Here is a 25,406-nt window from a genome sequence, read left to right as displayed (position 1 = left end):
AGGGCGCGTGCGGAGGCCCGCGGGGGCGCGGGCATCCCCGCCCCATGCGCTGGGTACATGCGTACGACCCCGCCCCCTCCGCTCACTCCTTCCGGTGGGAGGGACCGCCCCGGCGCCACGCCCCCGGCCGCGGTCCGGTTACGTAGGAGCACCCCGTGGAGCGTCCGCGGAGTGCCCCCATCACCGCCGCCCGGCAGCGACGGGCGGCGAAGGACAGCAGGAGGAACGGATGACGGACGTGCGCACCGAGGCGGCCCAGCGGGTGGAGCTGGTCTTCTCCCTCTTCGACGCCAACGGCAACGGAGTCGTCGAGTCCGACGACTTCGACCTCATGACGGACCGGGTCCTGGAGGCGGCGGTCGCGTCGGACGACACCGCCAGGGCCGTCCTCCGGGCCGCGTTCCGCCGCTACTGGACGACCCTCGTCACCGAACTGGACGCCGACGGCGACGGGGTGATCACCCTCGAGGAGTTCCGGCCGCTCGTGCTCGACCCCGCCCGCTTCGGCCCCGCGGTCGCCGAGTTCGCCGAGGCGCTCTCCGCGCTCGGCGACCCGGACGGCGACGGCCTGATCGAGCGCCCGCTCTTCGTGGCACTGATGGAGGCGATCGGCTTCGAGCGCGCGAACATCCACGCGCTCTTCGACGAGTTCGGCCCGGACGCCGAGGACCGCATCACCGTGGCGACCTGGGACGCCGGCATCAGGGACTTCTACGCTCCCGACCTGGCCGGAATCCCCGGCGACCGCCTGGTGGGCCTCCCGGCCGCCTGACGGACGCTCCGTCCCGCGCCGCCGGGCGGAGAGCTGCGCCCGGCGCCGGGCGGCAGGGCCCTCCGAAGTGCCGCCCCGGCCCTGGAGGCCGTGGCCCCCGTGACGGAGGGGAGACGCGCGCGACCCGCCGCCCGGCACCGCGGAACCCGTGACCCCCGCCCCGGGGCGGGTCAGACGGGCGGCAGCAGATCGCTCTCGCTGACGGTGTACGCCAGCGGGGGCCAGGTGAAGTCCGTCTCCGTGTTCTCGCGGCGCCGCAGCCGGTAGAACGCGCGCCGCTGCTCCTCGTCGGCCACCGTGAGCCGGACCCCCTGCGGCAGGTACGCGTGGCCGTCGCGGAACCGGACGAGGGTCTTCGACGTGCGGAAGGTCACGCCCAGCCACTCGTCGTCCGCCGTCCGCGCGGCCGCGTCCAGGACGATCCGGTGCCTGAGGAGCCGGTTCGTGCCGACGGAGAACGCGACGACGCCGTGGTGGGCGAGCGGGACCTCGAACGTTCCGCCCCCGCCCTCCTTCCACTCGAAGACCAGCTTCCTCGACGGCCTCGCCCCGGGGTTCCGGTAGCAGGAGAAGACGGCGACGAACGAGTCCTCGGCCAGATCGAGGGCCTGATCGGAATGGCTCCCCATGGTGGCGTACGCGTTCGTGTAGCGCTCGGCGAGGGCGTTGTCGAAGTCCACGGGGAGCCCCGCGCCCTCCCGGACCCGGCGCGCCAGCCGTTCGTGCACCGGCCGGAAGCGCCGCGCCGGGGTGCCGTGGCGGGCGGTGGTGCGCACCAGCGGCACACCGCCCGTCCCGTCCGGCCGGGTGAGCGTGGCGCTCCCGCGGCCCTTCCCCACGTCCTCCCAGCGGACGGACGCGGACAGTTCCGCGAAGGGGTCCCCCTCGGCCGGCAGGGCGTACGAGAGGATCCCGGCCGGCACCTCAGACGCGCGGGGCAAGGTAGTCCCCCGCGTTCATGCTGAAACGGAACCGGCCGCCGTAGTCGACGAAGGACGGCGACCTGTTCTCCTCGGCGTACAGCCCGCGCAGTTCGGCGAGGCCGGCCTCGGTCGGCGGCTCCAGCTCCACCGGCTCCCCGCCCGCGTCGAGGAACGTGCGGCCGTCCCGGTGGACGGCCTCGGTGGCCGAACACCGCACCACGTACCCCAGCCGGGTCGGGAGCAGCCCGGCGTCCAGCGCCGAGGGCCGGATCTCGTGCGTGTACAGGCGGTTGGTGGACAGCGGCACGAAGAACACCGACCCGGGGTGGAGGGTCAGGGTGAACTCCCGGGGGAGCGCCGCCCCCTCGTGCTCCGCCGCCGCTTCCTTCAGGCGGAAACGGAGCCGGGTCAGTGCGCTGATCCCCTTCACCCCGTGGTCGAAGGCGTCCCCGTCCGGGGGACGCAGGCCGTCGAGCCGGTCGTAGAAGGTGCAGAAGGCCATGATGCCGTTGACCGGCATGTCCTTGGTCTTGTCGGCGTGCGCCGAGATCCTGGCCTTGGACTGCTTGCGCCCGGCCGTGGCGAGGGTGTTGGGGTAGACCTGCGCGAGCACGTGGTTCAGCGGCGCGTGCCCGCGGAAGACGGCGGCGGCCTCGCGGTTCAGGGCCTCGACGATCCGGGTGTCGGTCGGACGGAAGTTCTCGGTCGGTCCCGACAGGTTCGTCGAGCACCGCAGCAGCCGGAAGCGCAGGCCGTCGCCGCTCCGCGTGACGGGCGTCAGGTAGATGCCGCTGCGGCGGGCCGTGCCGGGCTTGGTGGACTCCGTCAGGGACTGGAACGCGTGCTCCGCGCGGATCCGTCCGAAGTGGTCCTCGGCGGGCTCGAAGAAGCGGCGGTAGTACGCGCCGACGCCGTGCACGCGGAGGGGGACCCGGCCGAGGCCGACGGAGGTCCAGGACCGGCCGGCCTCCTCGTGGTGGCCGTGCGACAGCTCCCGGACGACGAAAACCCGGCCGGCCGCGCGCAGCCGGCGCGCGTCGATCCCGGACAGGTCGCCGCACAGGTAGACGGACCTCCCCGCGAGGCCGGGCGCGCCGGAGGCGAACTCCTCCGGCGTCAGAACGGACCCGAAGAAGTTCCCGGGCAGCTCGTCGTCCCCCGGCGCCGAAGGCGCCACCAGGACGTTGCCCGCCTCCTCGACGCGGGCCTCCGGCAGCTCTGTCGCGTACATCAAAACGGCACCTGTCGTTCGCGGATCCCGGCGGAGCGCTCGGAACCGTAGAACCGTAGACCGGGTCCCGGCGCCGGGCAACGGGGTTCCGCCGCGCCCGGCGGAGCGTCGCGTCACGCCGGAGCACCCCCGGCCCGCCGGGGCGGCCCCGGACGGGACTGTCGGTGCCGGTGCCTAGCATGGCGATCATGACGGACACGCGGGCGGGGGCGGCGGAGCGGCTGCTGCGGGAGATGGCCGGGACCGGACGGCGCACGCAGGACGGGGACGCGCGGCGCGGGGACGCGCGGCGCGTGGTGGAGCGGGCCGGGCCCGCGCGCTCGGTGGCCGCCGGGGTCGCCGCCGCGGGCGGGGCCGACGGGGAGACGGCCGCCCTGCTCGGGGAGCTGGCGCGGCGTCACCTCGGCGGGGACCCGGCCCGTTGGTGCGCGCTGCACGACGCGCTGACCGGACACCGGGGCACCCTGCCCGAACTGCTCGCCGCACTGCCGGCGCCCCCGGCCCCCGGCGACGCGCTCCGCCCGCCCGCGCCCCGCAGCGTCCACCGCACGCTCGGCCTGCTCCTCGCACACGCGGAACCGCGGCACGCGGCGGACGCGCTCGCCGCCCTGCCCGAGCGGGTGACGACGGAACTGCTCGCCGGCGGGACCCCGCCCCCGTCCGCGCTCATCGACGCCGTCGTCGACCACGGCGACGCCCCCGCCCGGACGGCCCTGGCCCGCCACCCCCGGCTCGACACCCGTGTCCTGGCCCGGCTGGTCGCGGTCGGCGACGCCGTGGTCGCCGCGGCCGTCTACCGCAACCCGCGCACCACCCCGTCCCTGCGCCGCGCGATCGTGGAACGGCTCGACACCGTCCCCCTCGACGACGCGCTGTACGCCGAACTGACGGCGCCGCAGGGGCAGGTCCCGCGCACCTGGGCCGTTCCGCTGCTCTGCTCCGGCGACCCGCGGCTCGTGCTGCCCGCCCTGCGCCGGGGCGTGCGCCGGGTCGCCCAGCGGTACGCCCTGCTGAGGATCTGGGAGCGGACCGGCCCCGGCGCCGTACGGGCCCTGCTCGACGACCCGGCCGCGGCCCCCTGGCTGAGCCGGGACGTCGTGGACGCGGCCGCCGAGGCCCTGGCCGCCCCGGACGGCGACGGACCGCGCCTGCTGCGCGCCCGGGGCGAACCGTACGAGGACCCCGCCCGGCTGCCCGCGCTCCTCGCCACCGCGCGGGGCACCAGCACGCTGCGGGACCTGCTGTCCGAGCCGTACGCCCACGACCTCGACGCCCTCGCCGCCGCCCACGCCGCGACCCCGTTCATGCCCGAGGCGTGCGAGGAGCTGGCCCGTCACGAAGCCGCGAGCGACGCACAGCGTCACGCGTTCCGGCTGAGCGCGCTCAACGAACCGTGGCGGGCCGGGGGCCGCCGCGCGGGGAACACCACCCCGGCCGCGCGGCGCCTCGCGGAGGAAGAGCTCGACGGCGGCGCCGCCGACTGGGCGGAGGGCATGACGGCGGCGGGGCTCCTCGACCCGGTCGAACTGATCCGCACCGCGCGCCCCGCCCACCACGCCCTGGCCGCGCTCGCCCGCCTCGCCGGACGGAAGCTGCTGGGCACCGCCGCCGCCGAACTGCACGCCCTCACCGAGACGCACCTCGGGCGGGGGAACCGGGCCCGGACGGCGTTCGACGACCTGCTGCCCGACCACCGGGGGACCCTCGTGGAGCTGATCGCGGAGGCGGGACGGACCCCGGACGGGCCGGCCGCCGGGCCCGCCGTCGAGGCCGATCCCCACACCGGCCCCGAGACCGGCCCCGTCGGCGCCACCGGTTCCGGGCCGTCCGCCCCCGGGGCCCCGTCCCGGCGTCCCCGCCACCGGCGCGACCGGGTGCACGCCCTGGCCGCGCTCGACCTGCTGTACTCCCTCGCTCCCGCCGGCGCGCCCCGGCCCGAGGACCCCCGGGTGCTGAAGGCGCTGGCCGTGTACGACCGGGAGACCGCGCCCGGCCTCGCCACCCCCCGCTGGTTCGCCCACGCCTGCGCCGCCCACGCGATCCCGCCCTCCGAGGACGGCTTCGCGTACGAGGCGCCCGGCCCCGCACGGGTGCGGGCACGGCTTCCCGAGACGTACGGATCCGGCGCACAGCACATCGAACAGGCGTACGCGCAGGGCGTGCTGTCCGCGGAGGAACTGCTCACCCTGCTGCCCGCCCGGCGGCTCCTCCTGCTGCCCCACGACTGGCAGCGGCTCGCGTTCGCCGCTGCCTGGCGGGCCGCCCTCGCCCGCCTGCTGCGCGCCGAACTCGGCACCGACCCCGACGCCTGGCTCCGCCTGGCCGCGACCGTCACCGCCTCCGAAACCACCTCGGAGGGACGGACCTGGGCCGGACTGGTGGAGCGCGCACGGTCCGGCCCCCGGCCGGAGCCGGGCACCGGAGGGGCCATCGGCAGGAACCGGCCGACCACCCCGGACGAGGCGATCGGACTGCTGGAGCACGGCGACCACCTGTGGGCCTGGCCCGAGGGCACCCTGCTCTGCCTCGCCGACGCGGAGGTCGTCGAGGCCGTCCTGCCCCGGCTCGGCCCCGACGGGCCCTGGCTGCTCGCCGCGTACCTGCTGCGGCACGACCGCACGCCCCGCACGGTCCTCGACCGGCTGCTCGCGGACCGGGACCCCGACGCGCTGCGCGTCCTCGCCGCCCAGTCCCGCTGGATGGAGCGGAGCGGCACGGTGCACCGGCTCGTCGACCTCGACGACCCCCGGGTCGACCTCGCCCTGTTGCGGCACTGGAACCCCGAAAGCGTCGTCCACCGGATCGTCACCCGCTCCCGGCCCGGCACCGCACGGCCCTCCCTGGGCGCCCGGGTGCTGGCCGACTGGCGGGCCGAGGGCACCGCCTGGCCGGCCGGTGGCCCGATGTGGCTGTGCTCCGCCGAACCCGACCTCGTGGAGGAGATCCTCACGAGAGAAGGCGGCCGCCTCGGCCTCGGCGACCAACTGCTCGGCTGTCTCCGGCTGTTCGAGCACGGCGGTGCCGACCGGCTGGCGGCGCTCGCGGGACGGGACGTACTCGGACGCTCCGCCACCACCGTGTGCGCCAAGGCCCTGGCGTCCGCCGACCCCGCCGCCGTCCTCCGCGCCCGGCTCGACCGCGAACTGGCGCCGGACAGGCTCGTCCGGAAGCTGCGGCGCGCCCGGCACGCCCCGCACGCGCGCGACCTCGCCGGCTCCCTCCCGCCGGGCGAGCCGGTGGACTGGGCCGCCCTCGAAGCCGCCCACGCCCAGGACCCGATCCCGTACTGGAAGGACCTCGTCAACCTGGACGGCGTCCCCGAGGACGTACGGCTGCGCCACGCGGCGCTGCTGCACGAACCCGGCCCCGACGGCCTGCCCGACGGTGCCCGCACCACCCGGGAACGGGCCCGGCACGGCCTCGGCGGCCTGTACCACTGCGCGCCGTCCACCCAGCTGGACGGGCTGCTCGCGGCGGGACTCCTCGACGGCACGGACCTGGTGCGCCTCGCGACCCCGGCCGTGCGGCTCCTCGCCTATCTGGGTGCCGCCGCCCGCCGCACCGACGCCCCGCCGGGCGCCGCCGAGGCCCGCGCCGTCCTCGCGGACCTCGTGCGCTCCGCGCTCGGCACCGACCCGGCGGCCTGGCACCGGGTCGCCGAGCGGCTCACCGGCCTCGATCCCGATGGGGACCCGTTCCCGACGGTGGAGTCGCTGCTCACCGATCCGTGACCCGGGCCCGATCCGTGACCCGGGCCCGATCCGGGGTCCGGGGGCCGTTCACCGCCGGGGGAGCCGGTCGGCGGAGTAGCGGTAGGCGCGGAAGACGGCGTTCTGGGCCCCGGCCGACGACTCCAGGCCCACGCCGTCGCCGAAGGAACGGAACTGCGGCACCACGAACTCCCAGACCACCCGGCCGGCCGGCGTCACCTCGAAGAGGCGTCCGAAGGAGCCCTCCGCGATGAAGGTGTTGCCGTTCGGCAGACGCTGCGCGCTGGACATGTACGGGCTGTAGAAGTTCTGCGGCGGGTCGTCCTGGTAGGACCACACCTCCTCGCCGCTGCGCGGGTCCAGCTCCAGCACCCGCGAGTACGGCAGGGACGTCGTGTCGCGGTAGGAGCCGTTGTCGAAGACCAGGAGGGTGCCGCCGGGCAGTTCGTGCGGATGGTGCTGCTGCGCCAGGACGTCGGGGCCGATGCGCCACAGCACGGAGCCGTCGGCGCGGTCGACGGCGACGGTCGAGGACGCGCTGCGGAAGCCCACGACGATCGAGCCGTCGGCGCTCTCGTTGACGGTGTTGGCCATGGGCCAGTGCTCCCGGGCGAAGTGCGGGTCGAGGGGGAAGTCCTCGGGGTCGAGGTGGTCGATGGCGGCCCAGCGCCACACCTCCCGCCCGTCCCAGGTCAGTTCGAGGACGACGTCGCCGTAGATCACCCCGTCCGGGGCCTCGGAGCCGGGGATGCCGCCCCGGATGCGGGCGGCGTCGGCCGGGGCCAGCGGTTCGACGGTGGTGATGAGGAGGTTGCCGTTGCGCAGGATCGAGGCGTCGTGGTGGTGGAAGGGGTGCCGGACCTCGCGCAGGACCGTGGAGTCGGGGGCCAGTTCCTGGAAGATGCCGCCGTGGTACACCTCCCAGATGGGGAAGAGGACCGGGCCGTCGGTGTCCTTGGCCGCGTAGAAGAGGTTCCCGTCGGGGAGCAGCTGGGCCTGACGGCCGGGCGGGTGCGGGGAGTGCCAGGTGTGGGCGGGCCGGCCCTCGATGTCGACGAGGTGGATCTCGCCGGCGCTGGTGATGGGCGTGTAGAGGGTGTAGCCGCCGTAGCTGAGCTCGGGGTCGTGGGCGATCAGGCCGACGCCGCGGCGGCGCAGGGTGTTCTGGTCGACGGGCACGGGGTCTCTCCTCGGGGGGTGCGGGTGCGGGGGTCAGCGGACGGTGACGGCGGCCGGGTCGACGGCCGTCAGGGGCGCGGGGTCGAGGTGCCGCAGCAGCGCGGCCCGGTCGGCGGAGCCCGGCAGGTCCTGCGCGGCCTTCGCCCAGGCGGCCTCCTGGGTCAGCTGGGCCAGGAGTTCGGGCGAGAGGGTCGCGCCGTAGGCGTAGCGGGGCTGGAAGGCGTCGACGTAACCGGCCCGGAGGGCGCCCCTGGACTGGACGAGGACGGCCTTCCGGGCGGCGGCCGGGTCCGAGGCGATCTCCCGCTGGGCCCGGCGCACGGCGCGGAGCACGGCCGTGGTGGTCCTCTCCGTCGCCTTCGGGCCGGCGACGAGCAGGGTGCGGGCCGTGTAGCCGGTGAAGCGGAGTTCGGCGTAGCGGTCGCCGAGGGCGGTGCGGGTGGAGTCGTAGAAGCCGGGGAAGGTGACCCCGGCCTCGACGTCCCCGCGTGCCAGAGCCGAAGTGACCTGGTTCGGGGCGAGGTTGACCACGGTCACGTCCGCCGCCGTCAGCCGGGCCGAGGCGAGCATCCGCGAGAGCGCGTACTCGACGTTGGTCCCCTGCGGGACCCCGATCCGGCGGCCCTTCAGCGAGGCGAAACCGGTGATCCCCCGGTCGGCCCGGGTGAGCAGGCGCCAGTCGGAGAACCGGGACAGGTCGGCGACGATCCGCAGTTCGCGTCCCCCCAGTGCCGCCGTGACGGCGGGCAGGTCGCCCACGACGCCGAGCTGCGCCTGACCGCCGAGCACCGCGTTCAGCGCGTCCCGCCCGGTGGGCAGGGTGGTCAGGGTGGCGTCGATCCCCTCGGCGGCCCACAGCCCGTGCTCCTGGGCCACGTGGACGGGCGCCCCGCCGAGGTGGTCGCTGGTGGCGAGGGAGACGGCGGGCCGTCCGCCGGCCGCGGACCCGGTACCGGTACCGGTGGAGCAGGCGGAGGCGAGCGCGCAGAGCAGGGCCGCCGTCAGGAGGGCGGTGAGCGCGCGGGGTCCGGGCATGGGTGGTCCTTCCGGGGACGGGGAACGGCGCTGGGGGGAACGCGGAAGCTGGAGGGGGACGCGGGAACGCGGGAAAGGGAGAAAGGGGGCTCAGTCGGAGCCGAGGTGGCGGGCGATCAGGGACCGCAGCTCCGGGTCGGGCGGACCGGCCGGCACGGCGCGGTCGGCGAGGAGCCGTCCCGGCGTGCCGCCGAGGACGACGACCCGCTCGGCGAGGGCCAGCGCCTCGTCGATGTCGTGGGTGACGAACAGGACGGTGGTGCCGCGGCGCTTCCACAGCTCCCGCAGCAGGCTCTGCATCCGGGTCCGGGTCAGCGCGTCCAGCGCCCCGAACGGCTCGTCCAGCAGCAGGACCTCGGGTTCGGCGGCCAGTGCGCGGGCCAGGGCCACGCGCTGCTGCATGCCGCCGGAGAGCTGCCCCGGGTACTTCTCCGCGCCGTCCGCGAGACCCACCTCGGCCAGCGCCGCGAGGGCACGGCGGCGGCGTTCCGCCCGCGGCAGGCCGAGCCTCTTCAGGGCGAACTCGACGTTGCCCCGGGCGGTGCGCCAGGGGAAGAGCGCGTAGTGCTGGAAGACCACGCCCCGCTCCGGCCCCGGTCCGCCCACCGGCGCGCCCCCCGCCGTCACCCGTCCTTCGGCGGGCCGGATGAAACCGGCCACCAGGTTGAGGACGGTGGACTTGCCGCATCCACTGGGGCCGAGCAGCGCCGTGAACGAGCCCGCCGGGAGGTCGAGGTCGGTGCGCTCCAGTATCCGGGCCGTCCCGTGGCGGACCGACAGCCCCTCCAGCCGTACTCCCAGGCTCATGACGCGCTCCAGTGGACGAACCGGCGGCCGATCGCGGTCAGGACGAGGTCGACGGCCACGCCGAGCAGCCCGAGCACGAGCAGTCCCGCGAACATCCGGTCCACGCGCAGGAACTGGCCGTCCACCTGGAGCCGGTACGCCAGCCCGCTGTCCGCGCCGCCCAGTTCCGCCGCCACGAGGGCGAGCAGCGCCACCGACGCCCCGTACCGCAGGGCGGCGAGCAGCGCGGGAGCGGCGGCGGGCAGCAGCACCTCGGTGAACCTCCGGTGCGCGGGTGCCCCCAGGGAGCGGGCCGCCCGCAGGTGGGAGGCGGGGATGCGGGAGACCCCGTCGTGGACGTACAGCCAGACGACGAGCAGCACGGCGTACGCGATGAGCAGGCGTTTGGCGGTCTCCCCGATGCCGAACCAGGCGGTCGCGAGCGGCACCAGCGCGATGGCGGGGATCGGGCGCAGGAAGGAGATCACCGGGGTGACGGCGGCGGACAGCCCCGGCAGGCAGCCGGTGGCGAAGCCCAGCGCGCCGCCGGTCACGGCGCCCAGCGCGAAACCCTGTCCGGCACGGGCCAGGCTGGCGCCCAGGTCGGAGGCGAGGACGCCGCTGCGGGCGCCGTCCGCCAGCGCGGCCGCGGTCTCGCCGGGCGTGGGCAGCAGCCCGGGGGCCACCGCGCCGGACCGGGCGAGCAGGTACCAGAGGACGAGCACGGTGCCCGCCGCGCCCAGGGCCGGGCCGATCCTGGCGCGGGCCGTGCCGGGCGGTGAGGGAGTGGCGTGCACGGGGCGGCTCCTCGTTCGTTCTCGCGGCCTTGATAAGTGAGATCAATAATTGACCACGCTTATGAAGGGGGTGTTGCGGCGGCGTGAAACGTCACCGGGACCCCCGGCCCCCGAACGGCGATGCGATACGTTCACCTGCGTGCCCCGCCCCGAACCCACGCCCGAGGCCATCGAGGTCGGACGGGTGGTCCGGAACCGCCGCAAGCAGCGCGGCGTCTCCATGGCCGTCCTCGCCGCCCGCTCCGGCCTCTCCCAGCCCTTCCTCAGCCAGCTCGAACGCGGCCTCACCACCCCCAGCCTCAGCTCGATCTACCGGATCGCGGAGGCCCTGGACGTCACGCCCGGCACCTTCCTCCGCCCGCCCGCCCGGCCGGGCGCGGTCAGCCACGAGAGCGATCCCCAGGTGATCCGCGTCAGCGAGGCCGCGGGCCAGGTCGCCCGGGTCCTCATCCCCGGCGGACGCAGCACGCTGATGGAGGCGTACGAGCACCACTTCGAGCCCGGCCGGGGAGAACGGGGCTGGTTCGAACACCCCGGCGAGGACTTCCTTTACGTCCTGGAGGGCGAGATCCTCCTGGAGGTCGAGGGCGAGGAACCGCTGACCCTGCGCGCCGGCCAGAGCGCCCACCACCGGGGCGAGGTCCCGCACCGCTGCCGCCTGGCCGGACCGGACCCCGCCCGCACCCTGCTGGTCATCGCGAACGCCTAGGCGATGCCTTTCGGATCGTGCCGGGCTCGCGACGCCCGGCACCCGCGCCCGCCGCGTTGCCGTATCACCCCGGTACAGCCGGTGCCGGAGCGGCCCTCCGCCTTGCGACCGCACGCACCGGACGCCGCCGGGCCCGCCCTCCGGGCGGACGGCGCCACTTCCGGCACACGCCCTAGCCGGCGCTCCGTCCGGTGATCCAGCCGCCCAGTTCCGCGGGCCGGTTGGTGATGATCCCGTCCACGCCGAGGGCGTCCATCTCCTTCCAGCGCGCGGGCGCGTCGACCGTCCAGACGTTCACGGCCACGCCCGCCGCGTGCAGCCGCCCGACCACCTCCGGCCGGGTGGCCAGCGCGACGTGCGAGACGTTGTACGCGGCGAGCCCCAGGTCCGCGGAGACCGCGACCGGGTCGGGGTCCAGCGTGTCGCGCAGGAGCCCGAGCGGCAGTTCGGGCGCCAGCTCGCGCGTGTACCGCAGGGAGGGGACGTCGAAGCTCTGGACGAAGACCCGGCCGGTCATGTCCTGGGCCCGGACCTCCTCGACGATCCGGGCCACCTCGGCGCGGCTGTGCCGGCCCTTGATCTCCAGGAGCAGGTTGCCGCCCCGCTGCCTGAGGTCCGCCAGCTGGGCCGCCAGCGTCGGCACGTGGACGCCCGTGTAGACGGGGGCGAACCAGGACCCCGCGTCCAGGACGTCCAGCTGGGCGGAGGTCAGGGAGCGGATCGCGCCCGTGCCGTCGGTGGTCCGGTCGACGGTCGTGTCGTGCAGGACGTACGGCACGCCGTCCTTGCTCGGCTGGACGTCGTTCTCGATCCACACGGCCCCGCCCCGCCGGGCCACCTCGTCGGCGACCAGCGTGTTCTCGGGCGCCGACGCGGAGGCGCCCCGGTGGGCGATCACGGTCGGCGGCGTCCCGGCGGCGCGCATCCAGCGGCTCGCCGGAAGCCCGGCGTCCCGTTCCACCGGAGGGGGAGCCGCCCACGAGGGCGAGGCGGTGACGAACGCGGTCGCGAGCGCCGTCACGACGACGGACCCGGCGACGAGACCGGCGGACCGGCGCCGGCGGGACCGGGAAGCGGGCGGATGAGCGTCTCTCATGTCCCGTCACCCTAGAGGGAGGGCGCGGGAAAACCGCGCGTGCGCGACACGACGCGCGGCCCGAGCCCCTTCGCCGGAGGGTCCGGTCTGCGGCATGGTGGGAGGTGTGCCCGGAGCCGTGCCGTCGGGGGACCGCGCCCGGGTGTGTGGAGTGAGGGGGACTCATGGACACGGGTACGGGACGAAGGACGGGCGGCGTCGGCGCGGTCGCGCCGCGGGACGCGGGGGAAGGGGCCCGGGAGCGGCCGGCCGAACGCGGGCGGGGGGTGCTCGAAGGAGCGTTCGCGCTGCTCGACGCGTTGCGGCGGAACGGCGACGAGGCCGGGGTGACCGAACTGGCGCTCGCCTGCGGGGTGCCCAAGGCCAGCGTCCACCGGCTGCTCGACCAGCTGGTCCGCGTCGGCGCCGTCGAACGGACGGGCAACCGCTACCGGGTCGGCCCGCAGCTCTACCGCCTCGGCCAGGCGTGGGAACCGCACCCCGGCCTCCGTCCCGCCGCCCGGGTGCCCCTCCAGCGGCTCCGGGCCGCCACCGGCGCGAGCGTGGTCCTCGTGGTGCTGCGCGAGGAGATGGCGCTCACGATCGGCTCGGTACCGGGAGACCTGGAACCGCTCCTCCCCGTACGGAACGGTCTCGCGTTCCGCCTCGACACCGCCGCCGGCAAGGCGCTGCGGGGTGCCCCCGGGGGCGGCGCCGTCCTCGACCGGGAGGACGTGATGGAAGGGGTGTGCTGCGCCGCCCTGCCGGTCCGCGCCCCGGACGGGCGTACGGTCGCGGCCCTCGCCGCCCTGGTTCCGGCGGGCCGCCGGCTCGACGCCCTCGCCCACGCCGTCGCCGGGGCCGGGGCCGCGGTCACCCGGGCGCTCGCCGGCGGCGGCCGCCGGAGAACGGTGCCGACGACCGCTCTCGTGCCCTGAGGGACACCGTCCCCCGTTCCCGTTCCGTCCAGTGGAACGCGCGTAGAACGGGGCCGGGGGAGCAGGGCACAGTGGGTGTCGTGCCGGGGGGAAACGGCACACCGGGCCCGCCCAGGGGGGCGGCCCGGACTCCATGTCACACGAGTGACCCGATGTGTGGGGGGAACCACATGCGCAAGAACCGAGCCGCCCGACTGGCCGCCACCGCCCTGCTCGGACTCGGCAGCCTCGGCGCCTTCGCCGGCACCGCGCACGCCGAGCCGATCGACTACGTGAAGATCGAGCTCCTCGAACTGCACTGCCAGAAGAACAGCGAGGGCGACCACGACGAGGCCTACCTCAAGATCACCGACGCCAACGGCAACGCCGTCAAGGTCTGGCCGGGCGGCGGCCTCAAGTACCAGACCATGGGCACCGGTTACGTCCGCTCCATGACCGACGGCAACGGCAGCACGGCCCTCATCCTCGGCAAGGAGCAGGCCCGCACCCTGACCCTGTGGGACTACGACACCACCAGCAGCGACGACAAGCTCGGCGCCACCCTGGTCACCGGCTCCGAGGTCGGCGCCGAGACCCAGTGGCGCACCGTCGAGGGCTCCGGCGGCATCTACGTCATCGGCTACCGGGTGATCGACATCTGACGGCCGGACGGGAAGCGGTGAGGGCCGCGCCGGATCACCGGCGCGGCCCTCGCGCGTCACCGCCTCAGCCCGCGTCCGGGGCCGTCAGCTCGCCCGACCGGGCCACCCGCGCGTACCAGCGGGCACTCGACTTCGGGGTCCGCTCCAGGGTGTCGTAGTCCACCCGGATCGCGCCGAACCGCTTCGCGTAGCCGTACGCCCACTCGAAGTTGTCGAGCAGCGACCAGAGGAAGTAGCCGCGCACGTCCACCCCGTCCGCGAGCGCCCGGTGCACCGCCTCCAGGTGCGCGTGCACGTAGGCGGCGCGCTCCGGGTCGTGCACCGAACCGTCCGGGCCGACCACGTCCTCGTACGCCGCGCCGTTCTCGCTGATCACCAGCGGCAGGCCGGGGTACGCGGCGGACACCCGCTTCAGCAGGTCGTACAGGGCGCTCGCGTCGACCGGCCAGCCCATCGCCGTCCGCTCGCCGGGCGCCCGGTGGAAGGCAACCCGGTCCGCGCCCGGCCACGGCGAGTACGGGCTGTCCCCGTGGCCGTCGTCCTGCGGCTTCTCGGCCCCCTCCGCGACGTGCGACACCAGCGTCGGCGCGTAGTAGTTGATCGCGAGCAGGTCCAGCGGCTGCCTCGCCGCCGCCGTGTCGCCGTCCCGCACGAAGGACCAGTCGGTGAGGTGCGCGGTGTCGGCGAGCAGGTCCTCCGGGTAGGCGCCCTCCAGCATCGGTCCCAGCCAGATCCGGTTGCCGACGGCGTCGATGCGGCGGACCGCGTCCAGGTCCCCGGGGGAGGCCGTCAGCGGTCGCACCTCGTGCAGGTTGAGGGAGACGGAGAGCTGCCGCCGGTCCGCCGGCAGCGCGGCCCGCAGCGCCTGGACCGCGAGCCCGTGCCCGAGGTTGAGGTGGTGGGCGGCGCGCAGGGCGGCCACCGGGTCGGTCCGGCCGGGGGCGTGCACCCCGGAGCCGTACCCCAGGAAGGCGCTGCACCAGGGCTCGTTGAGCGTGGTCCACCGGGAGACCCGGTCGCCGACGGCGTCCGCGACGATCCCCGCGTACTCCGCGAACCGTTCCGCGGTCGCCCGCTCCGGCCAGCCGCCCGCGTCCTCCAGCTCCTGCGGCAGGTCCCAGTGGTAGAGGGTCAGGGCCGGCTCGATCCCGGCGGCCAGCAGCTCGTCCACCAGCGCCCGGTAGAAGTCCAGGCCCTTCTGGACGGCGGGGCCCCGGCCGGTGGGCTGCACCCGGGACCAGGAGACGGAGAACCGGTAGGCGTTCAGGCCGAGTTCGGCCATGAGGCCGACGTCCTCGCGGAACCGGTGGTAGTGGTCCACGGCCACGTCGCCGGTGTGGCCCTCGAAGACCTTGCCGGGTGTGTGCGAGAAGGTGTCCCAGATGGACGGGGTGCGGCCGTCCTCCGCCGCCGCTCCCTCGATCTGGTACGCGGCCGTGGCCGCTCCCCAGAGGAAGCCGGGCGGGAACGAACGGGTGGCGGTGAGCGGCCGGGTTTCGGACGCGGTCATAGGGGGGCGCTCCCAACGCGGTTGCGGGATCGGTACGTTGACTTGGGGGAAGGACGGCCGGTCAGCTCTTGACGGCTCCGGCCGTGATGCCGCCCACGATGTGCTTGCCGAGGAAGGCGAAGACGAGCAGCAGCGGCACGGTGGAGATCAGGGCGCCGGTCAGCACGATGGCGTGGTCCACGCTGTGGTTGCCCGCGCCGAGCCCGGCGAGCGCCACCTGGAGGGTGGGGTTGCCGTCCGGGGTGAGGGCGATGAACGGCCAGAAGAAGTCGTTCCACGACTGGACGAAGACCAGCATGCCGAGCACCGCCATCGCGGGCCGGGCCACCGGGAACACCACGTGCCAGATCACCCGGAGGCTGTGCGCGCCGTCCATCCGGGCCGCCTCCACCAGCTCCACGGGCAGCGCCTCGACGAGGAACTGCCGCATGAAGAACACCCCGAAGGCGGCGACGAGCGAGGGCAGGACGACCGACTGGAGCTGGTCGACCCAGCCCAGGTCGGTGACGATCTGGTAGAGCGGGATGACGCTGAGCTGCGGCGGGATCGTCATCGTCGCCACCACCAGCGAGAGCAGCATCGTGCGCCCCCGGAAGGGGAGTTTGGCGAAGGCGAAGCCGGCGAGCGTGGAGAAGAGGACCGTGGACGCGGCCACCAGGCTCGCCACGATCGTCGTGTTGACCAGCGCCTCGCCCATGTCGACCTGGTCCCAGGCGAAGGCGAGGTTGTCCAGGAGACGGGAGCCGGGCAGCAGCGGCGCCGGGGCCTCCACGACCCGCTCGCCGGTGTGCGAGGCGGCGACCACGTTCCAGTACAGCGGGAAGAGGGAGACCACCGCGGCCAGGGCGAGCAGGACGTAGGTCAGCGGTCCCGCGTGGTGCTGCCGTCCGGCCGTCTGGCGGAAGCGCCGGCCGGGCGCGGGCCTCCCGGCCGCCGGGCGCGCCGGACGGGGCGTGTCGAGTGTGCGGGCCATGAGGTCAGCCCCCCAGCTTCTTGCGTTGGTGACGGGAGACGAGCGCCTGGACGCCGCCGACGATCAGCAGGAGCAGCAGCATCACCCAGGCGATGGCCGAGGCCTGGCCCAGCGCGCCGGTGACCCACCCCTTCTCGTACATCAGCAGGCTCAGCGTCTGGAACTGGTTGCCGCTGCCGCCGCTGATGCCGACGCTGCCGCCGTAGAGCATCGGTTCGCCGAAGAGCTGGGTGGCGCCGATGGTGGAGACCACGATGGTGAAGAGGATCGTGGGCCGGATGGAGGGGATGGTGACGCTGAGGAACTGGCGCCAGCGCGAGGCCCCGTCCAGGGAGGCCGCCTCGTACAGGTCCTGCGGCACCGCCTGCATGGCGGCCAGGTAGATCAGCGCGTTGTAGCCGGTCCAGCGCCAGGTGACGATCGTCGAGATCGCGATCTGCGCCGGCCACTTGGACGACTCCCAGTCGACCGGGCCGATTCCGGTCCAGTCCAGGAAGGTGTTGATCATGCCGTAGTCGGTGTTGAACAGCTGGGCGAAGACCAGGGTCGCCGCCGCGATCGAGGTGGCGTACGGGGCGAGGATCGCGACCCGGAAGAAACCGCGTCCGCGGAGCTTGTAGTTGAGCAGGTGCGCCAGGCCCAGGGCCATGAGCAGCTGCGGAACGGTCGAGAGCACCCCGATGGTGAAGGTGTTGAAGAGCGCGTTCCAGAAGAACTCGCTGGTCGCGAGGTCGGTGTAGTTCTCCGCGCCCTTCCACTCCGCCCCGCCGCCGAGCTCCACCCGGTGCAGGGAGAGCCAGCCGGTGTAGATCAGGGGGAAGAGACCGAAGGCGGCGAAGGTGAGGAAGAAGGGGGCGACGAAGACGTACGGGACCGCCTTCAGGTCCCAGCGGTAGAGGGTGCTGCGCCAGTTGCCCGGCGCGGGGCGGCGGCCGCGCGGGCCGGGGGAGGAGGAGGGGGGCGCGACGGGCGGCGGGGAGCCGTCGGACCGCGCCCGGACGGAGGTGGCCACGGGGGCGTCCTTCCAGGTCGATGCGTGCGCTCGTGCGGACGGTGCCGGTCCGCCGCCCGGCAGGCGGCGGCGGACCGGCGGGCGTCCCCCGTTACTGGTCGATCTTGTCGTCGACCAGCTTCTTGACGTTCTCCCAGGCCTTGGCCGGGTCGGTGCCGCGCTGCTCGATGTCGAGGATGCCGTTGTCGGTGAGGAAGGTCTTCACCTGGCCGTCGTAGCGGCTGATCGCGGCGGGCGTGATCTTGGTCGCCGCGCCGGAGAAGATCTTGCCGACCGGGGTGTCGCCGAAGTACGGCAGCTTCGCCTCCTGGACGGCGACCGAGGTGAGCGTGTCCTTGGACGAGGGGATGTTGCCGTTGACCGCGAACACCTTGGCGTGCTGCGCCGGGGCGGTCAGCCAGGCGGCCAGCTCGGCCGCCTCCTTGACGTGCTTCCCGGACTTCGGCACGGCGAGGAAGGCGCCGCCCCAGTTGCCGGCCACCGGCGGCGCCGCGATGTCCCACTTGCCCTGGTTGGCTGGTCCGGCCTGGTCCTTGATGATGCCGGTCATCCAGCTCGGGCAGGCGACCGTGGCGAACTTCGAGTTCTTGAAGGCCGCGTTCCAGGTGCCCTTCTCGTCGAACTGGCGCAGCTTGGCGGTGAGTCCGCCCCGCGCCGCCGCGACGGCGGTGTCCCAGGCCTTCTTCACGCCGGGGCTCTTCTCCCAGTCGAGCTTGCCGCTCGCGTCGGCGTACTGCACCGGGTCGCTGGAGACGACCGCGTTGAAGAGGCCGCTCGCCGAGTCGTGGAAGGCGGTGCCGGCGGGCGCGTTCTTCTGATAGGTCCTGCCGGCCTCCAGGAACTTGGCCCAGTCGCCGGCCCACAGCTTGCCGACGGCCTCGCGGTCGGTGGGCAGCTTGGCCTTGGCGAAGAGGTCCTTGTTGTAACAGATGGCCATGGGGCCGATGTCGGTGCCGAGGCCGATCACCCTGCCGTCGGCGGTGGTCGCCTGCTTGACCTTCCAGTCGAGGAAGGCGCCGAGGTTCGCACCGCCCTCCTTGCTCAGGTCCACCCACTTGTCCGCCATGGTGGAGCCGGTCGCCTCGGCGATGTAGCCGACCTCGACGGCCTGGATGTCCGCGAGGCCGCTGTTGCGGGAGAGGCGCAGCTTGAGCGTGTCCCAGTACTTCTGGCCGTCGGCGACGTTCGATTCCTCGATCTTGATGCCGGGGTGGGTCTTCTCGTACTCGGCGTAGAGCTTGGCGCCGGTCTTGTCGTCGTACCCGAAGGAGCCGAAGGTCCCGACCCGCAGGGTGATCGTGCCGCCGCTCTTGGCGCCGCCGTCGTCGCCGTCGCCGCCGCAACCGGTGAGCAGGGCCGCGCCGGTCACGGCGGCGGCGACCGCCGCGATCGCCGTACGACGTCCGCGTCTGCTGCTGGAAGTGCCCATTCCACTCTCCTCGTCCAAGGTGGTGCTCGTTGTGCGCCAGGGGGTCCGGGTGGCTGGTCGCGGCTCGGCGGCGGCCTCCGGGGCCCGTCACGGGGCTGTGCGACTCCTGAATGGGAGCGCTCCCACGTCGTTGCCGGAAGGTTGCTGCCTGGCGGGTGCGGGTGTCAAGACGTGAACGCGGATTCGTTACCGGAAGGTTTTCCGGGGGTTTCGTGCCCCCGGGCGGGGGCCGGTCCCGTCATCTCCTGAACGCATTCACGGGTCCGCGCCGTGACGTGGCGGGAATCGGATGGTCTATTGTGGGAGCGCTCCCATGATGGAGGGGGCCGGTCGAGCGGCACAGTGTCCTACGAGGGGAGCCGTGGAAGTCGTGAGCGGACGGCAGAGCGGCAGACCCACCCTGGAACAGGTCGCGGCCAGGGCCGGGGTCGGCCGGGGCACGGTCTCCCGGGTCATCAACGGCTCCCCGAGGGTGAGCGAGCGGACCAGGAACGCCGTCGCCCGCGCCGTCGCCGAACTCGGCTACGTCCCCAACCAGGCCGCCCGCGCCCTCGCCGGCAGCCGCACCGACGCCGTGGCGCTCGTCATCCCCGAAGCCGAGGCGCGGCTCTTCGCGGAGCCGTACTTCCTCGACCTCATCCGCGGGGTCAGCGCCGGACTGGCCGAGGCGGACAAGCAGTTGCTGCTCACCCTGGTCCGCAGCGAACAGGAGCGGCAGCGGTTCGAGCAGTACCTCGCCGCCCAGCGCGTCGACGGGGTGCTGCTCGCCTCCGTCCACGGCGACGACCCGCTGCCCGACCGCATCCGGGAACTCGGCCTCCCGGTCGTCATGAACGGCCGCCGCAGGGAGGCCGAACCCGTGCCGTACGTGGACTCCGACAACATCGGGGCGGGCCGGGCCGCCGTCGCCCACCTCGTGGGAAGCGGCCGGAGCCGGATCGCGACCGTCACCGGCCCCCTCGACATGTACGTGGCGCGCGCCCGGCTCGGCGGCTACCGGGCCGGTCTCGCGGAGGCGGGCCTCACGCCCGACGAGGAACTGGTCGCACCGGCCGATTTCACCGAGGAGGGAGGCCGGCGGGCCATGCGGCTGCTGCTCGACCGCAGGCCGGACCTCGACGCGGTCTTCGCCGCCTCCGACGTGATGGCGGCCGGGGCGCGCGGGGCGCTGCGGGAGGCGGGCCGCCGCGTGCCCGGGGACGTGGCCCTCGTGGGGGTCGACGACTCCCCGGTGGCCCGGCTCATGGACCCTCCGCTGACCAGCGTGCGGCAGCCCACCGAGGAGATGGGCCGGACGATGGCACGGATGCTGCTCCGGGAGGTCGCGGAGGCCGCGGAGGCCGCCCCGGAGGAGCCGCGCCGCCGTGTGCTGCCGACGGAGCTGGTGGTGCGCGACTCGACCTGAGGGGACGCCGCGGCAGGGCCCGGCCGGCACGGCCCCCGGGGCCGGGACCCCGCCGGGTGCCCCCGGGACCGCGACCCCACCGGGTGCCCCCGGGGCCGGGACCCCACCGGGTGCCCCCGGGGCCGGTACCCCGCCGGACGCCCCGGGGCCGGGAGCCGTCCGCGCCGCCCCGGTCAGAAGCGGAACCGCGCCTTGACCGGGTAGTGGTCCGACTCGCCCGCGTCCGCCGTCACGTCGCACGAGACGACGGTTCCGGTCGACGGACCGAACAGGTAGTCGATCTTGATGCCGCGGGTGGCCAGCGGTTTCGTGGCCCGGCCGTCACGGGGCCGCGTCGCCGACAGGCCCTCGTCGCACTCCGCGTCCGCCGCGTAGGCCGATGTCATGACGTCCTTGGGGACGTCCGGCGAGGCGGAGTCCGGCGGGACGGAGTTGAGGTCGCCGCCGTACACGGTCCGGTAGCCGGGCGGGGTGTACGCGTGGACGATCTCCTGGAGCCGCGCGGCCTGCTCCCCGCGCTTCGACCCGTCCGCGTCGTCCGTCGGCAGGCCGGCGCTGAAGTGGGCCGTGCAGAACTGCAGGGCCCGGTCCGGGAGGACGGCGCAGATCGCGGTCCGCTGCTCCATGCGGACCCAGTCGGTGCCGACGGTCCTGTTCTGCGGCGACGGCAGGGCGTACGACGTGTACCAGACGTTGGAGTCCGGCACCGCGAGGCCGATGCCGTAGGAGCCGCGGTCCTTCCAGCCGGTTTCCGCCGAACCGGCGTTGTCGCAGGTCCGGGCGGCCCTCACCGAGGAGTTGTCGACGGCGTACTCGACGGGTGCGAAGCGCACGTCCCATCCGGTGCCCGTCTTCGCCTCCAGGGATGCCTCGACGCTCTTGGCGTGCGACTCGCACATCTCCTGGAGGAACACGGCGGCGTACTGCCGCGCCTCCGTCGCGGTGCCCATCCGGTCGGTGACCCGGGTGCCCAGGGCGGGGCCTTCCACCCGGTGGTTGCCGCAGTCGGGGTTGTGGTTCGCGCAGACGTTCCACGACATCACGCGGAAGTCGGCGGCCGGAGCGGGAGAGGCGGGGGCGGGGCGGCCCCCGGCATCGCTCGCGTTCTCCTCGCCCAGGTGGACGAGCTGGAACTTCTGCCAGGAGCCGACGGAGTCCGCCCGCGCCCGCAGCAGCCCCGCGTCCGTTCCGGGGTCCTCCACCTCGGCGGTCACGTACTTGTCGCCGTCGTTCGTGGCGGCCTTCAGGGCGTACGTGCCGTCCGTCTGCTTCTCCAGGCGGATCTTCTCCCAGGCGCCGACGGTGGTGCCCCGGGCCCGGAGCAGGTTCTGGCGGGTGCCCGTGTAGCCGCGCTCGGTCGTGACGTAGTTCCCGTTCGCCTCCGAGCGCAGGGTGGTGGACCATCCCTTGTCGTCGGTGTGCAGGGTGAACTTCTCCCAGGAGCCCAGCTCCTCGGGAGAGGAGGCGGCCTTGCGGGCGCGCAGCATGGCCTCCCCGCTGCCGGTGGCCGAGACCTCCACCGACACGTAGAGGCCCCCGGCGCCCACGGACCTGAGCGCGTACTTGTCGCTGGAGGTGACGGGCACCGGACGGGGTTCCACCGCCTGGGCCTGCGCGGTCGTCATGACGACCGTCGTGAACAGTGCGGAGCACAGCACCGCCAGGCGGCGCGCTGTCTTTCTCATCCTCATACCTCGCCAGGGGCTGGTGACGACCGAACGGGGCACCCTACGGTGCCGCCGCGGCCGCACGCAAAGATCGCCGGCGGGGTCGTCAGGTCCCCGCGCCCCCCGCCCGTCCCCGCGCCTCCCCGCCGGCCCCCGCGCGTCCCCGCCCGCCCAGCGCGAACGGCCCCGGGGGTCCGGACCCCGGGGCCGCGCGGTCCGGCGGGGTTACAGCGCCGGGTGGGCGTTCTTCAGGAGTTCCTGGAACTGGGCCGAGAACCACTGGCCCGAGACCGGGGCGTCCGGCAGCGCGCCCGACATGCTGTTCCCGTTGCGGGCGTTGCCCGTGTAGGTCGGGTCGCACATCCGGTCGAAGCCCTTGCCCTCGTTGTTCGGGATCTCCTTGCTGGAGCCGTCGGACTCGCCCGGGGGCTTCATCCACACGTAGGCGTCGATGCCCGCGGCGGGCGCCGCCTGGGGCCGTTCGCCGAGGCCCGCCCCGGACTGGTTGCACCAGTTGCCGAGGTGGATGCGCCGGTCGTAGCGGCCGCCGTTGACGTACGTGTCCACGTTCGTCGTCGCGCCCGGTGTGGTGGGCCGGGCGGCACCGCCCCAGCCGTTGCGGGAGGTGTCGATCAGCATGCCGAGGTTGGCGTCGAAGCCGAGCGACACCAGCTTGGCGCGCATGGCCTGGGCGTACGACAGCTCGTCCGTGTACCGGTTCCAGTCGACCCACTTGGACTGGCGCACGGAGACGCCGTTCACGCTGTCGTCGATCCGGAAGTGGTCCTCCTTCAGGGCGCTGTAGTTGGCGGTGTTGACGATGAAGCCGTGGACGTTGGCGACGGTGGAGCCCTCCGCCGTGGCGGCCTGCTTGAAGAGTTCGGCGGAGGCGCCGAAGTTGTCGTCCCAGCCCAGCCAGCCGTGGTGGCCCGCGTCCACGTAGTTGTAGACGTTGCCGATCGCGCCGAGCTTCTTGAGCGCGTAGCCGACGCCGGTGACGTAGTTGCCGTTGGCCTTCATGACGTCGCAGTTGGGCGTGGCGGTCGGGCGCCCGGAGACGTTGGTGACCAGGTTGGGCAGCGAGTCGATCTCGACGGTGGTGACGATCCTCAGGCCCGCGTACTTCTGGTCGGCGAGGATCGCCGCGATCGGGTCGATGTACTCGGTCTTGTAGCGGCCGATCTCCGTCGGGCCCAGCTCGCCGTTGGAGGCGAGCGCCGCGCAGTCGCGGCCGGGCAGGTTGTAGATCACCAGCTGGACGACGAGTTCGCCGGAGCCCTTCTGCCGCAGGGCCTCGTCCAGGTGGGCGCGCAGCCCCATGGAGGTCGCGGAGCCGTTGACGGCGGCGATCCGGTCCAGCCAGACGCCGGTGGGCTGGTTGGACACCTTGGTGCCGCCCGGCTCGGCCGCCGCCTTCGCGGACCACTCGGGGTTCACGTACACCTTGGCGCCGGCGTACGGGTTGTCGGCCCTCGCACCGGCCGGCGGGGTGGTGGGCGGCGTCGTCGGGGGAGTGGTCGGCGGGTCCGTGGGCTCGGGGGCGCCGTTGCAGACGACGCCGTTGAGCTTGAAGGTCGCGGGCACCGTGTTCGTGCCGCTGTACGAGCCGTTGAAGCCGAAGGAGGCGGAACCCCCCGTGGCCAGGCTTCCGTTGTAGGAGAGGCTTCTGGCGGTGACGGCGGCGCCGGACTGGGTGATCGTGGCGTTCCAGCCCTGGGTGACCTGCTGGTTGCCGGCGTAGGACCACTCGACGGTCCACGAGGCCACCGGGGCACCGGTGTTGGTCACGGTCACGTCGGCGCCGAAGCCGGTGTTCCACTGGTTGGTGATCCGGTAGTCGACCTTGCAGCCGGCCGCGGCGGCGCCGGCGGTGGCGGTGCCGAGGACGGTGGCGGTGGCACCGGTGGCCGTGACCAGGCCGAGCGCCGCCAGGAAGGCGGTGCGGCCGGTGCGGCGGGCGGGGTTGGTACGGGTGCGGCTCATGCGGGTGGGGGTTCCTTTCCGGGGGTGGGGATCAGGGGGCGAGGGCGCGCAGGTGGTCGCGCAGCCCGACGCCGAACGCGGTGGGGGTGCCGTCGTACGAACTGATCAGGGAGGGCCCGGAACCGCAGTCCCAGGTGTTCCAGGTCCAGCCCAGGTACGAGAGGCCGCGGTCGTCGAACCACTTCATGACGCGGTCGACGAACGCGTGTCCGCAGGTGTTCTCACCGATCTCGCCCGCGAGCAGGGGTACCTGCGCGGCTGTCGGGGCGAGGGTGTCGTTCCAGCACGTCTCGGTGGAGCAGGTGTTGAAGTTGTAGACGTGCCAGGCGGCGGCGAGATTCGCCGCCGGGTCCGTGGGGCGGTGCGCGAGCCACTGGCTCAGGTCGTTGGCGTACGCGATGCCCGGCACGAGGACGAGGTTCCGCGCCCCCGTGGCGCGGACGGCGTCCACCAGGTCCTGCATGCCGGCGACCTCGTAGCCGATGCCGGGGCAGGTGCCGCCGTCGCGCCAGCAGGACCAGGCCTGTGCCGCGGTGGAGGTCGCCCGGTCCGGGTAGGGCTCGTTGAACAGGTCGAAGACGACCCGCCGGTCGTTCTTGAAGGTGTGCGCGACCGAGGTCCAGAAGGCCGGGGTGTACCGGGCGTCGGGCATCGGTTTCTGGCAGGAGGCGTGCACGTCGGGGCAGCCCGACGAGTTGCCGGTGTACTGCCCGTGGGTCCAGTGCAGTTCGACCACGGGGGTCATGCCGTGGGCGAGGACCCTGGCCACCAGCTCCTTGACGGCGTCGACGTAGTGCGCGCCCCGGTACTCCGGCTCGATGTTGTCCAGGCCGAGCCAGCACTCCTCGTTGAGGGGGATGCGGACCGTGTTGGCCTTCCAGCCGGCGATGGCCCTGATCGAGGCGTCGTCGACGGGGCCGTCGAAGAATCCGCGCCCCTGGACGCACATGAACTCGCCGCCGGAGCGGTTGACGCCGAGGAGGCGGCGGGTGGCGCCGTTCTGATCGGTGAACCGGTTCTCGTCGACGCTCAGTTCGGGCGCGCCGGAGACCGGGACCGGGGGTGTGGGCGGGGGTGTCGTCGGGTCGGTGGGGGTCGGGGTCGGTGTGGGCGTCGGGGTCGGTGTGGGCGTCGGGGTGGGGGTCGGGGTCGGTGTGGGCGTCGGGGTGGGAGTGGGTGTCGGTCCGGTCGTCCCGCAGGGCGTGCCGTTGAGGGCGAACGCGGTGGGCGCCGTGTTCGTCCCCGACCAGGAGGCGATGAAACCGCCGGTCGCCTTCGCTCCCGTGGCGAGCGAGCCGTTCCAGCTCTCGTTCACCACGGTCACGTCGGCGGCGGACTGGGACCACTTGCCTCCCCAGCCCTGACCGACGACCTGGCCGGCCGGAAGGGAGAAGCGGAGGCTCCACCCGTTCAGGGCGGCGCCGTCGTTGGTGACGGTGACGGCGCCCTGGAAGCCGCCGGCCCACTGGCCGGTGACCGAGTACTCCACCGTGCAGACGGGTGCGGCCGCGGCTCCGGAGGCCGTACCCATGAGGGCGAGAGCGGTGCTCGCCATCGTGAGCGCCGCTCCTGCGAGCAGCGCGGACAGACGTGGGGGATGACGCATGAGCGAGTCCTCGCAGCGAGGGCAC

Annotated in this window: 20 protein-coding genes; 6 read left to right on the top strand and 14 right to left on the bottom strand. The window is 74.1% G+C overall.

Translation table 11 applies throughout. The annotated features are described in order from the left end of the window. Positions 1 to 238 precede the first annotated feature (238 nt). Positions 239 to 772 (top strand): EF-hand domain-containing protein, encoded by a 534-nt coding sequence (locus tag ACZ3IL_RS13645; RefSeq protein ID WP_467390470.1) that lies wholly within the window; start codon positions 239 to 241, stop codon positions 770 to 772. A 170-nt stretch (positions 773 to 942) separates the two neighbouring features. On the opposite strand, the gene ACZ3IL_RS13640 is transcribed toward ACZ3IL_RS13645, so the two are convergent. Further along, a complete protein-coding gene (locus ACZ3IL_RS13640) occupies positions 943 to 1,713 on the bottom strand; it encodes a hypothetical protein (RefSeq protein WP_467389843.1) in 771 nt (256 codons plus the stop codon). Beyond that, positions 1,697 to 2,926 carry a hypothetical protein gene (locus tag ACZ3IL_RS13635; protein WP_467389841.1) on the bottom strand — a complete coding sequence of 410 codons (1,230 nt, stop codon included), beginning with the start codon at positions 2,924 to 2,926 and terminating at the stop codon, positions 1,697 to 1,699. Before ACZ3IL_RS13635 ends, ACZ3IL_RS13640 begins: the two co-directional genes overlap by 17 nt. A 188-nt stretch (positions 2,927 to 3,114) precedes the next feature. Between ACZ3IL_RS13635 and ACZ3IL_RS13630 the strand changes: the two genes are divergently transcribed. Further along, a complete protein-coding gene (locus tag ACZ3IL_RS13630; protein WP_467389839.1) occupies positions 3,115 to 6,657 on the top strand; it encodes a hypothetical protein in 3,543 nt (1,180 codons plus the stop codon). A gap of 48 nt (positions 6,658 to 6,705) precedes the next feature. Here ACZ3IL_RS13630 and ACZ3IL_RS13625 read toward each other — a convergent pair whose 3' ends face one another. The 4 genes from ACZ3IL_RS13625 to ACZ3IL_RS13610 all read right to left on the bottom strand — a co-directional run bounded on the left by ACZ3IL_RS13625 (position 6,706) and on the right by ACZ3IL_RS13610 (position 10,433). Then, complete coding sequence (locus ACZ3IL_RS13625; protein WP_467389837.1) at positions 6,706 to 7,815, bottom strand: aryl-sulfate sulfotransferase; 1,110 nt, start codon at positions 7,813 to 7,815, stop codon at positions 6,706 to 6,708. 33 nt (positions 7,816 to 7,848) lie between these two features. Next, a complete protein-coding gene (locus ACZ3IL_RS13620; RefSeq protein WP_467389835.1) occupies positions 7,849 to 8,850 on the bottom strand; it encodes an ABC transporter substrate-binding protein in 1,002 nt (333 codons plus the stop codon). A gap of 90 nt (positions 8,851 to 8,940) precedes the next feature. Continuing rightward, entirely contained in the window at positions 8,941 to 9,657 is a 717-nt protein-coding gene (locus ACZ3IL_RS13615) for an ABC transporter ATP-binding protein (RefSeq protein ID WP_467389833.1), read from the bottom strand. Beyond that, positions 9,654 to 10,433, bottom strand: coding sequence for an ABC transporter permease (locus ACZ3IL_RS13610; protein ID WP_467389831.1), 780 nt, complete (start codon positions 10,431 to 10,433; stop codon positions 9,654 to 9,656). The genes ACZ3IL_RS13615 and ACZ3IL_RS13610 overlap by 4 nt, the downstream gene beginning before the upstream one ends. Positions 10,434 to 10,572: 139 nt before the next feature. On the opposite strand from ACZ3IL_RS13610, the gene ACZ3IL_RS13605 reads away from it, so the two are divergent. Next, on the top strand, positions 10,573 to 11,142 hold the full coding sequence (locus tag ACZ3IL_RS13605; protein ID WP_467389829.1) for a helix-turn-helix domain-containing protein: 570 nt from the start codon (positions 10,573 to 10,575) through the stop codon (positions 11,140 to 11,142). 172 nt (positions 11,143 to 11,314) lie between these two features. On the opposite strand, the gene ACZ3IL_RS13600 is transcribed toward ACZ3IL_RS13605, so the two are convergent. Next, positions 11,315 to 12,238, bottom strand: coding sequence for a glycerophosphodiester phosphodiesterase (locus ACZ3IL_RS13600; protein ID WP_467389827.1), 924 nt, complete (start codon positions 12,236 to 12,238; stop codon positions 11,315 to 11,317). Positions 12,239 to 12,402: 164 nt separating this feature from the next. Here ACZ3IL_RS13600 and ACZ3IL_RS13595 point away from each other — a divergent pair, with 164 nt between their 5' ends. Both ACZ3IL_RS13595 and ACZ3IL_RS13590 read left to right on the top strand, forming a co-directional pair. After that, positions 12,403 to 13,155, top strand: a complete 753-nt coding sequence (locus tag ACZ3IL_RS13595) for a helix-turn-helix domain-containing protein (protein WP_467389825.1) — start codon at positions 12,403 to 12,405, stop codon at positions 13,153 to 13,155. A gap of 170 nt (positions 13,156 to 13,325) precedes the next feature. Continuing rightward, complete coding sequence (locus ACZ3IL_RS13590; RefSeq protein ID WP_467389823.1) at positions 13,326 to 13,796, top strand: hypothetical protein; 471 nt, start codon at positions 13,326 to 13,328, stop codon at positions 13,794 to 13,796. A gap of 64 nt (positions 13,797 to 13,860) precedes the next feature. Here ACZ3IL_RS13590 and ACZ3IL_RS13585 read toward each other — a convergent pair whose 3' ends face one another. The 4 genes from ACZ3IL_RS13585 to ACZ3IL_RS13570 all read right to left on the bottom strand — a co-directional run bounded on the left by ACZ3IL_RS13585 (position 13,861) and on the right by ACZ3IL_RS13570 (position 18,720). Then, the gene (locus ACZ3IL_RS13585) at positions 13,861 to 15,306 is read right to left on the bottom strand and encodes a GH1 family beta-glucosidase (RefSeq protein ID WP_467389821.1); all 1,446 of its coding nucleotides are present in this window, start codon (positions 15,304 to 15,306) and stop codon (positions 13,861 to 13,863) included. A gap of 61 nt (positions 15,307 to 15,367) precedes the next feature. Continuing rightward, positions 15,368 to 16,279, bottom strand: coding sequence for an ABC transporter permease subunit (locus ACZ3IL_RS13580; RefSeq protein ID WP_467389819.1), 912 nt, complete (start codon positions 16,277 to 16,279; stop codon positions 15,368 to 15,370). Positions 16,280 to 16,283: 4 nt separating this feature from the next. Continuing rightward, a complete protein-coding gene (locus ACZ3IL_RS13575) occupies positions 16,284 to 17,291 on the bottom strand; it encodes a carbohydrate ABC transporter permease (protein WP_467389817.1) in 1,008 nt (335 codons plus the stop codon). 91 nt (positions 17,292 to 17,382) lie between these two features. Next, complete coding sequence (locus tag ACZ3IL_RS13570) at positions 17,383 to 18,720, bottom strand: ABC transporter substrate-binding protein (protein ID WP_467389815.1); 1,338 nt, start codon at positions 18,718 to 18,720, stop codon at positions 17,383 to 17,385. Positions 18,721 to 19,090: 370 nt separating this feature from the next. Here ACZ3IL_RS13570 and ACZ3IL_RS13565 point away from each other — a divergent pair, with 370 nt between their 5' ends. Further along, complete coding sequence (locus ACZ3IL_RS13565) at positions 19,091 to 20,125, top strand: LacI family DNA-binding transcriptional regulator (RefSeq protein WP_467389813.1); 1,035 nt, start codon at positions 19,091 to 19,093, stop codon at positions 20,123 to 20,125. 173 nt (positions 20,126 to 20,298) lie between these two features. On the opposite strand, the gene ACZ3IL_RS13560 is transcribed toward ACZ3IL_RS13565, so the two are convergent. From ACZ3IL_RS13560 to ACZ3IL_RS13550, 3 genes are all read right to left on the bottom strand, one after another. Beyond that, positions 20,299 to 21,810, bottom strand: coding sequence for an endonuclease/exonuclease/phosphatase family protein (locus tag ACZ3IL_RS13560; protein ID WP_467389811.1), 1,512 nt, complete (start codon positions 21,808 to 21,810; stop codon positions 20,299 to 20,301). 207 nt (positions 21,811 to 22,017) lie between these two features. Then, positions 22,018 to 23,775, bottom strand: coding sequence for a glycoside hydrolase family 6 protein (locus ACZ3IL_RS13555; protein ID WP_467389810.1), 1,758 nt, complete (start codon positions 23,773 to 23,775; stop codon positions 22,018 to 22,020). A gap of 31 nt (positions 23,776 to 23,806) precedes the next feature. Next, positions 23,807 to 25,381 (bottom strand): cellulase family glycosylhydrolase, encoded by a 1,575-nt coding sequence (locus tag ACZ3IL_RS13550; RefSeq protein ID WP_467389808.1) that lies wholly within the window; start codon positions 25,379 to 25,381, stop codon positions 23,807 to 23,809. Between the last annotated feature and the right edge of the window lie 25 nt (positions 25,382 to 25,406).

The organism is Streptomyces sp. NPDC014907 (assembly GCF_055562975.1).
This window is presented reverse-complemented; position numbering and strand designations above follow the sequence as displayed.

Excerpts from the sequence above, each read along its gene's own strand:
- ACZ3IL_RS13635 (WP_467389841.1), bottom strand. The coding sequence starts at position 2,926 with ATGTACGCGACAGAGCTGCCGGAGGCCCGCGTCGAGGAGGCGGGCAAC.
- ACZ3IL_RS13630 (WP_467389839.1), top strand. The coding sequence starts at position 3,115 with ATGACGGACACGCGGGCGGGGGCGGCGGAGCGGCTGCTGCGGGAGATG.
- ACZ3IL_RS13620 (WP_467389835.1), bottom strand. The coding sequence starts at position 8,850 with ATGCCCGGACCCCGCGCGCTCACCGCCCTCCTGACGGCGGCCCTGCTC.
- ACZ3IL_RS13615 (WP_467389833.1), bottom strand. The coding sequence starts at position 9,657 with ATGAGCCTGGGAGTACGGCTGGAGGGGCTGTCGGTCCGCCACGGGACG.
- ACZ3IL_RS13600 (WP_467389827.1), bottom strand. The coding sequence starts at position 12,238 with ATGAGAGACGCTCATCCGCCCGCTTCCCGGTCCCGCCGGCGCCGGTCC.
- ACZ3IL_RS13595 (WP_467389825.1), top strand. The coding sequence starts at position 12,403 with ATGGACACGGGTACGGGACGAAGGACGGGCGGCGTCGGCGCGGTCGCG.
- ACZ3IL_RS13590 (WP_467389823.1), top strand. The coding sequence starts at position 13,326 with ATGCGCAAGAACCGAGCCGCCCGACTGGCCGCCACCGCCCTGCTCGGA.
- ACZ3IL_RS13585 (WP_467389821.1), bottom strand. The coding sequence starts at position 15,306 with ATGACCGCGTCCGAAACCCGGCCGCTCACCGCCACCCGTTCGTTCCCG.
- ACZ3IL_RS13580 (WP_467389819.1), bottom strand. The coding sequence starts at position 16,279 with ATGGCCCGCACACTCGACACGCCCCGTCCGGCGCGCCCGGCGGCCGGG.
- ACZ3IL_RS13570 (WP_467389815.1), bottom strand. The coding sequence starts at position 18,720 with ATGGGCACTTCCAGCAGCAGACGCGGACGTCGTACGGCGATCGCGGCG.
- ACZ3IL_RS13560 (WP_467389811.1), bottom strand. The coding sequence starts at position 21,810 with ATGAGAAAGACAGCGCGCCGCCTGGCGGTGCTGTGCTCCGCACTGTTC.
- ACZ3IL_RS13555 (WP_467389810.1), bottom strand. The coding sequence starts at position 23,775 with ATGAGCCGCACCCGTACCAACCCCGCCCGCCGCACCGGCCGCACCGCC.
- ACZ3IL_RS13550 (WP_467389808.1), bottom strand. The coding sequence starts at position 25,381 with ATGCGTCATCCCCCACGTCTGTCCGCGCTGCTCGCAGGAGCGGCGCTC.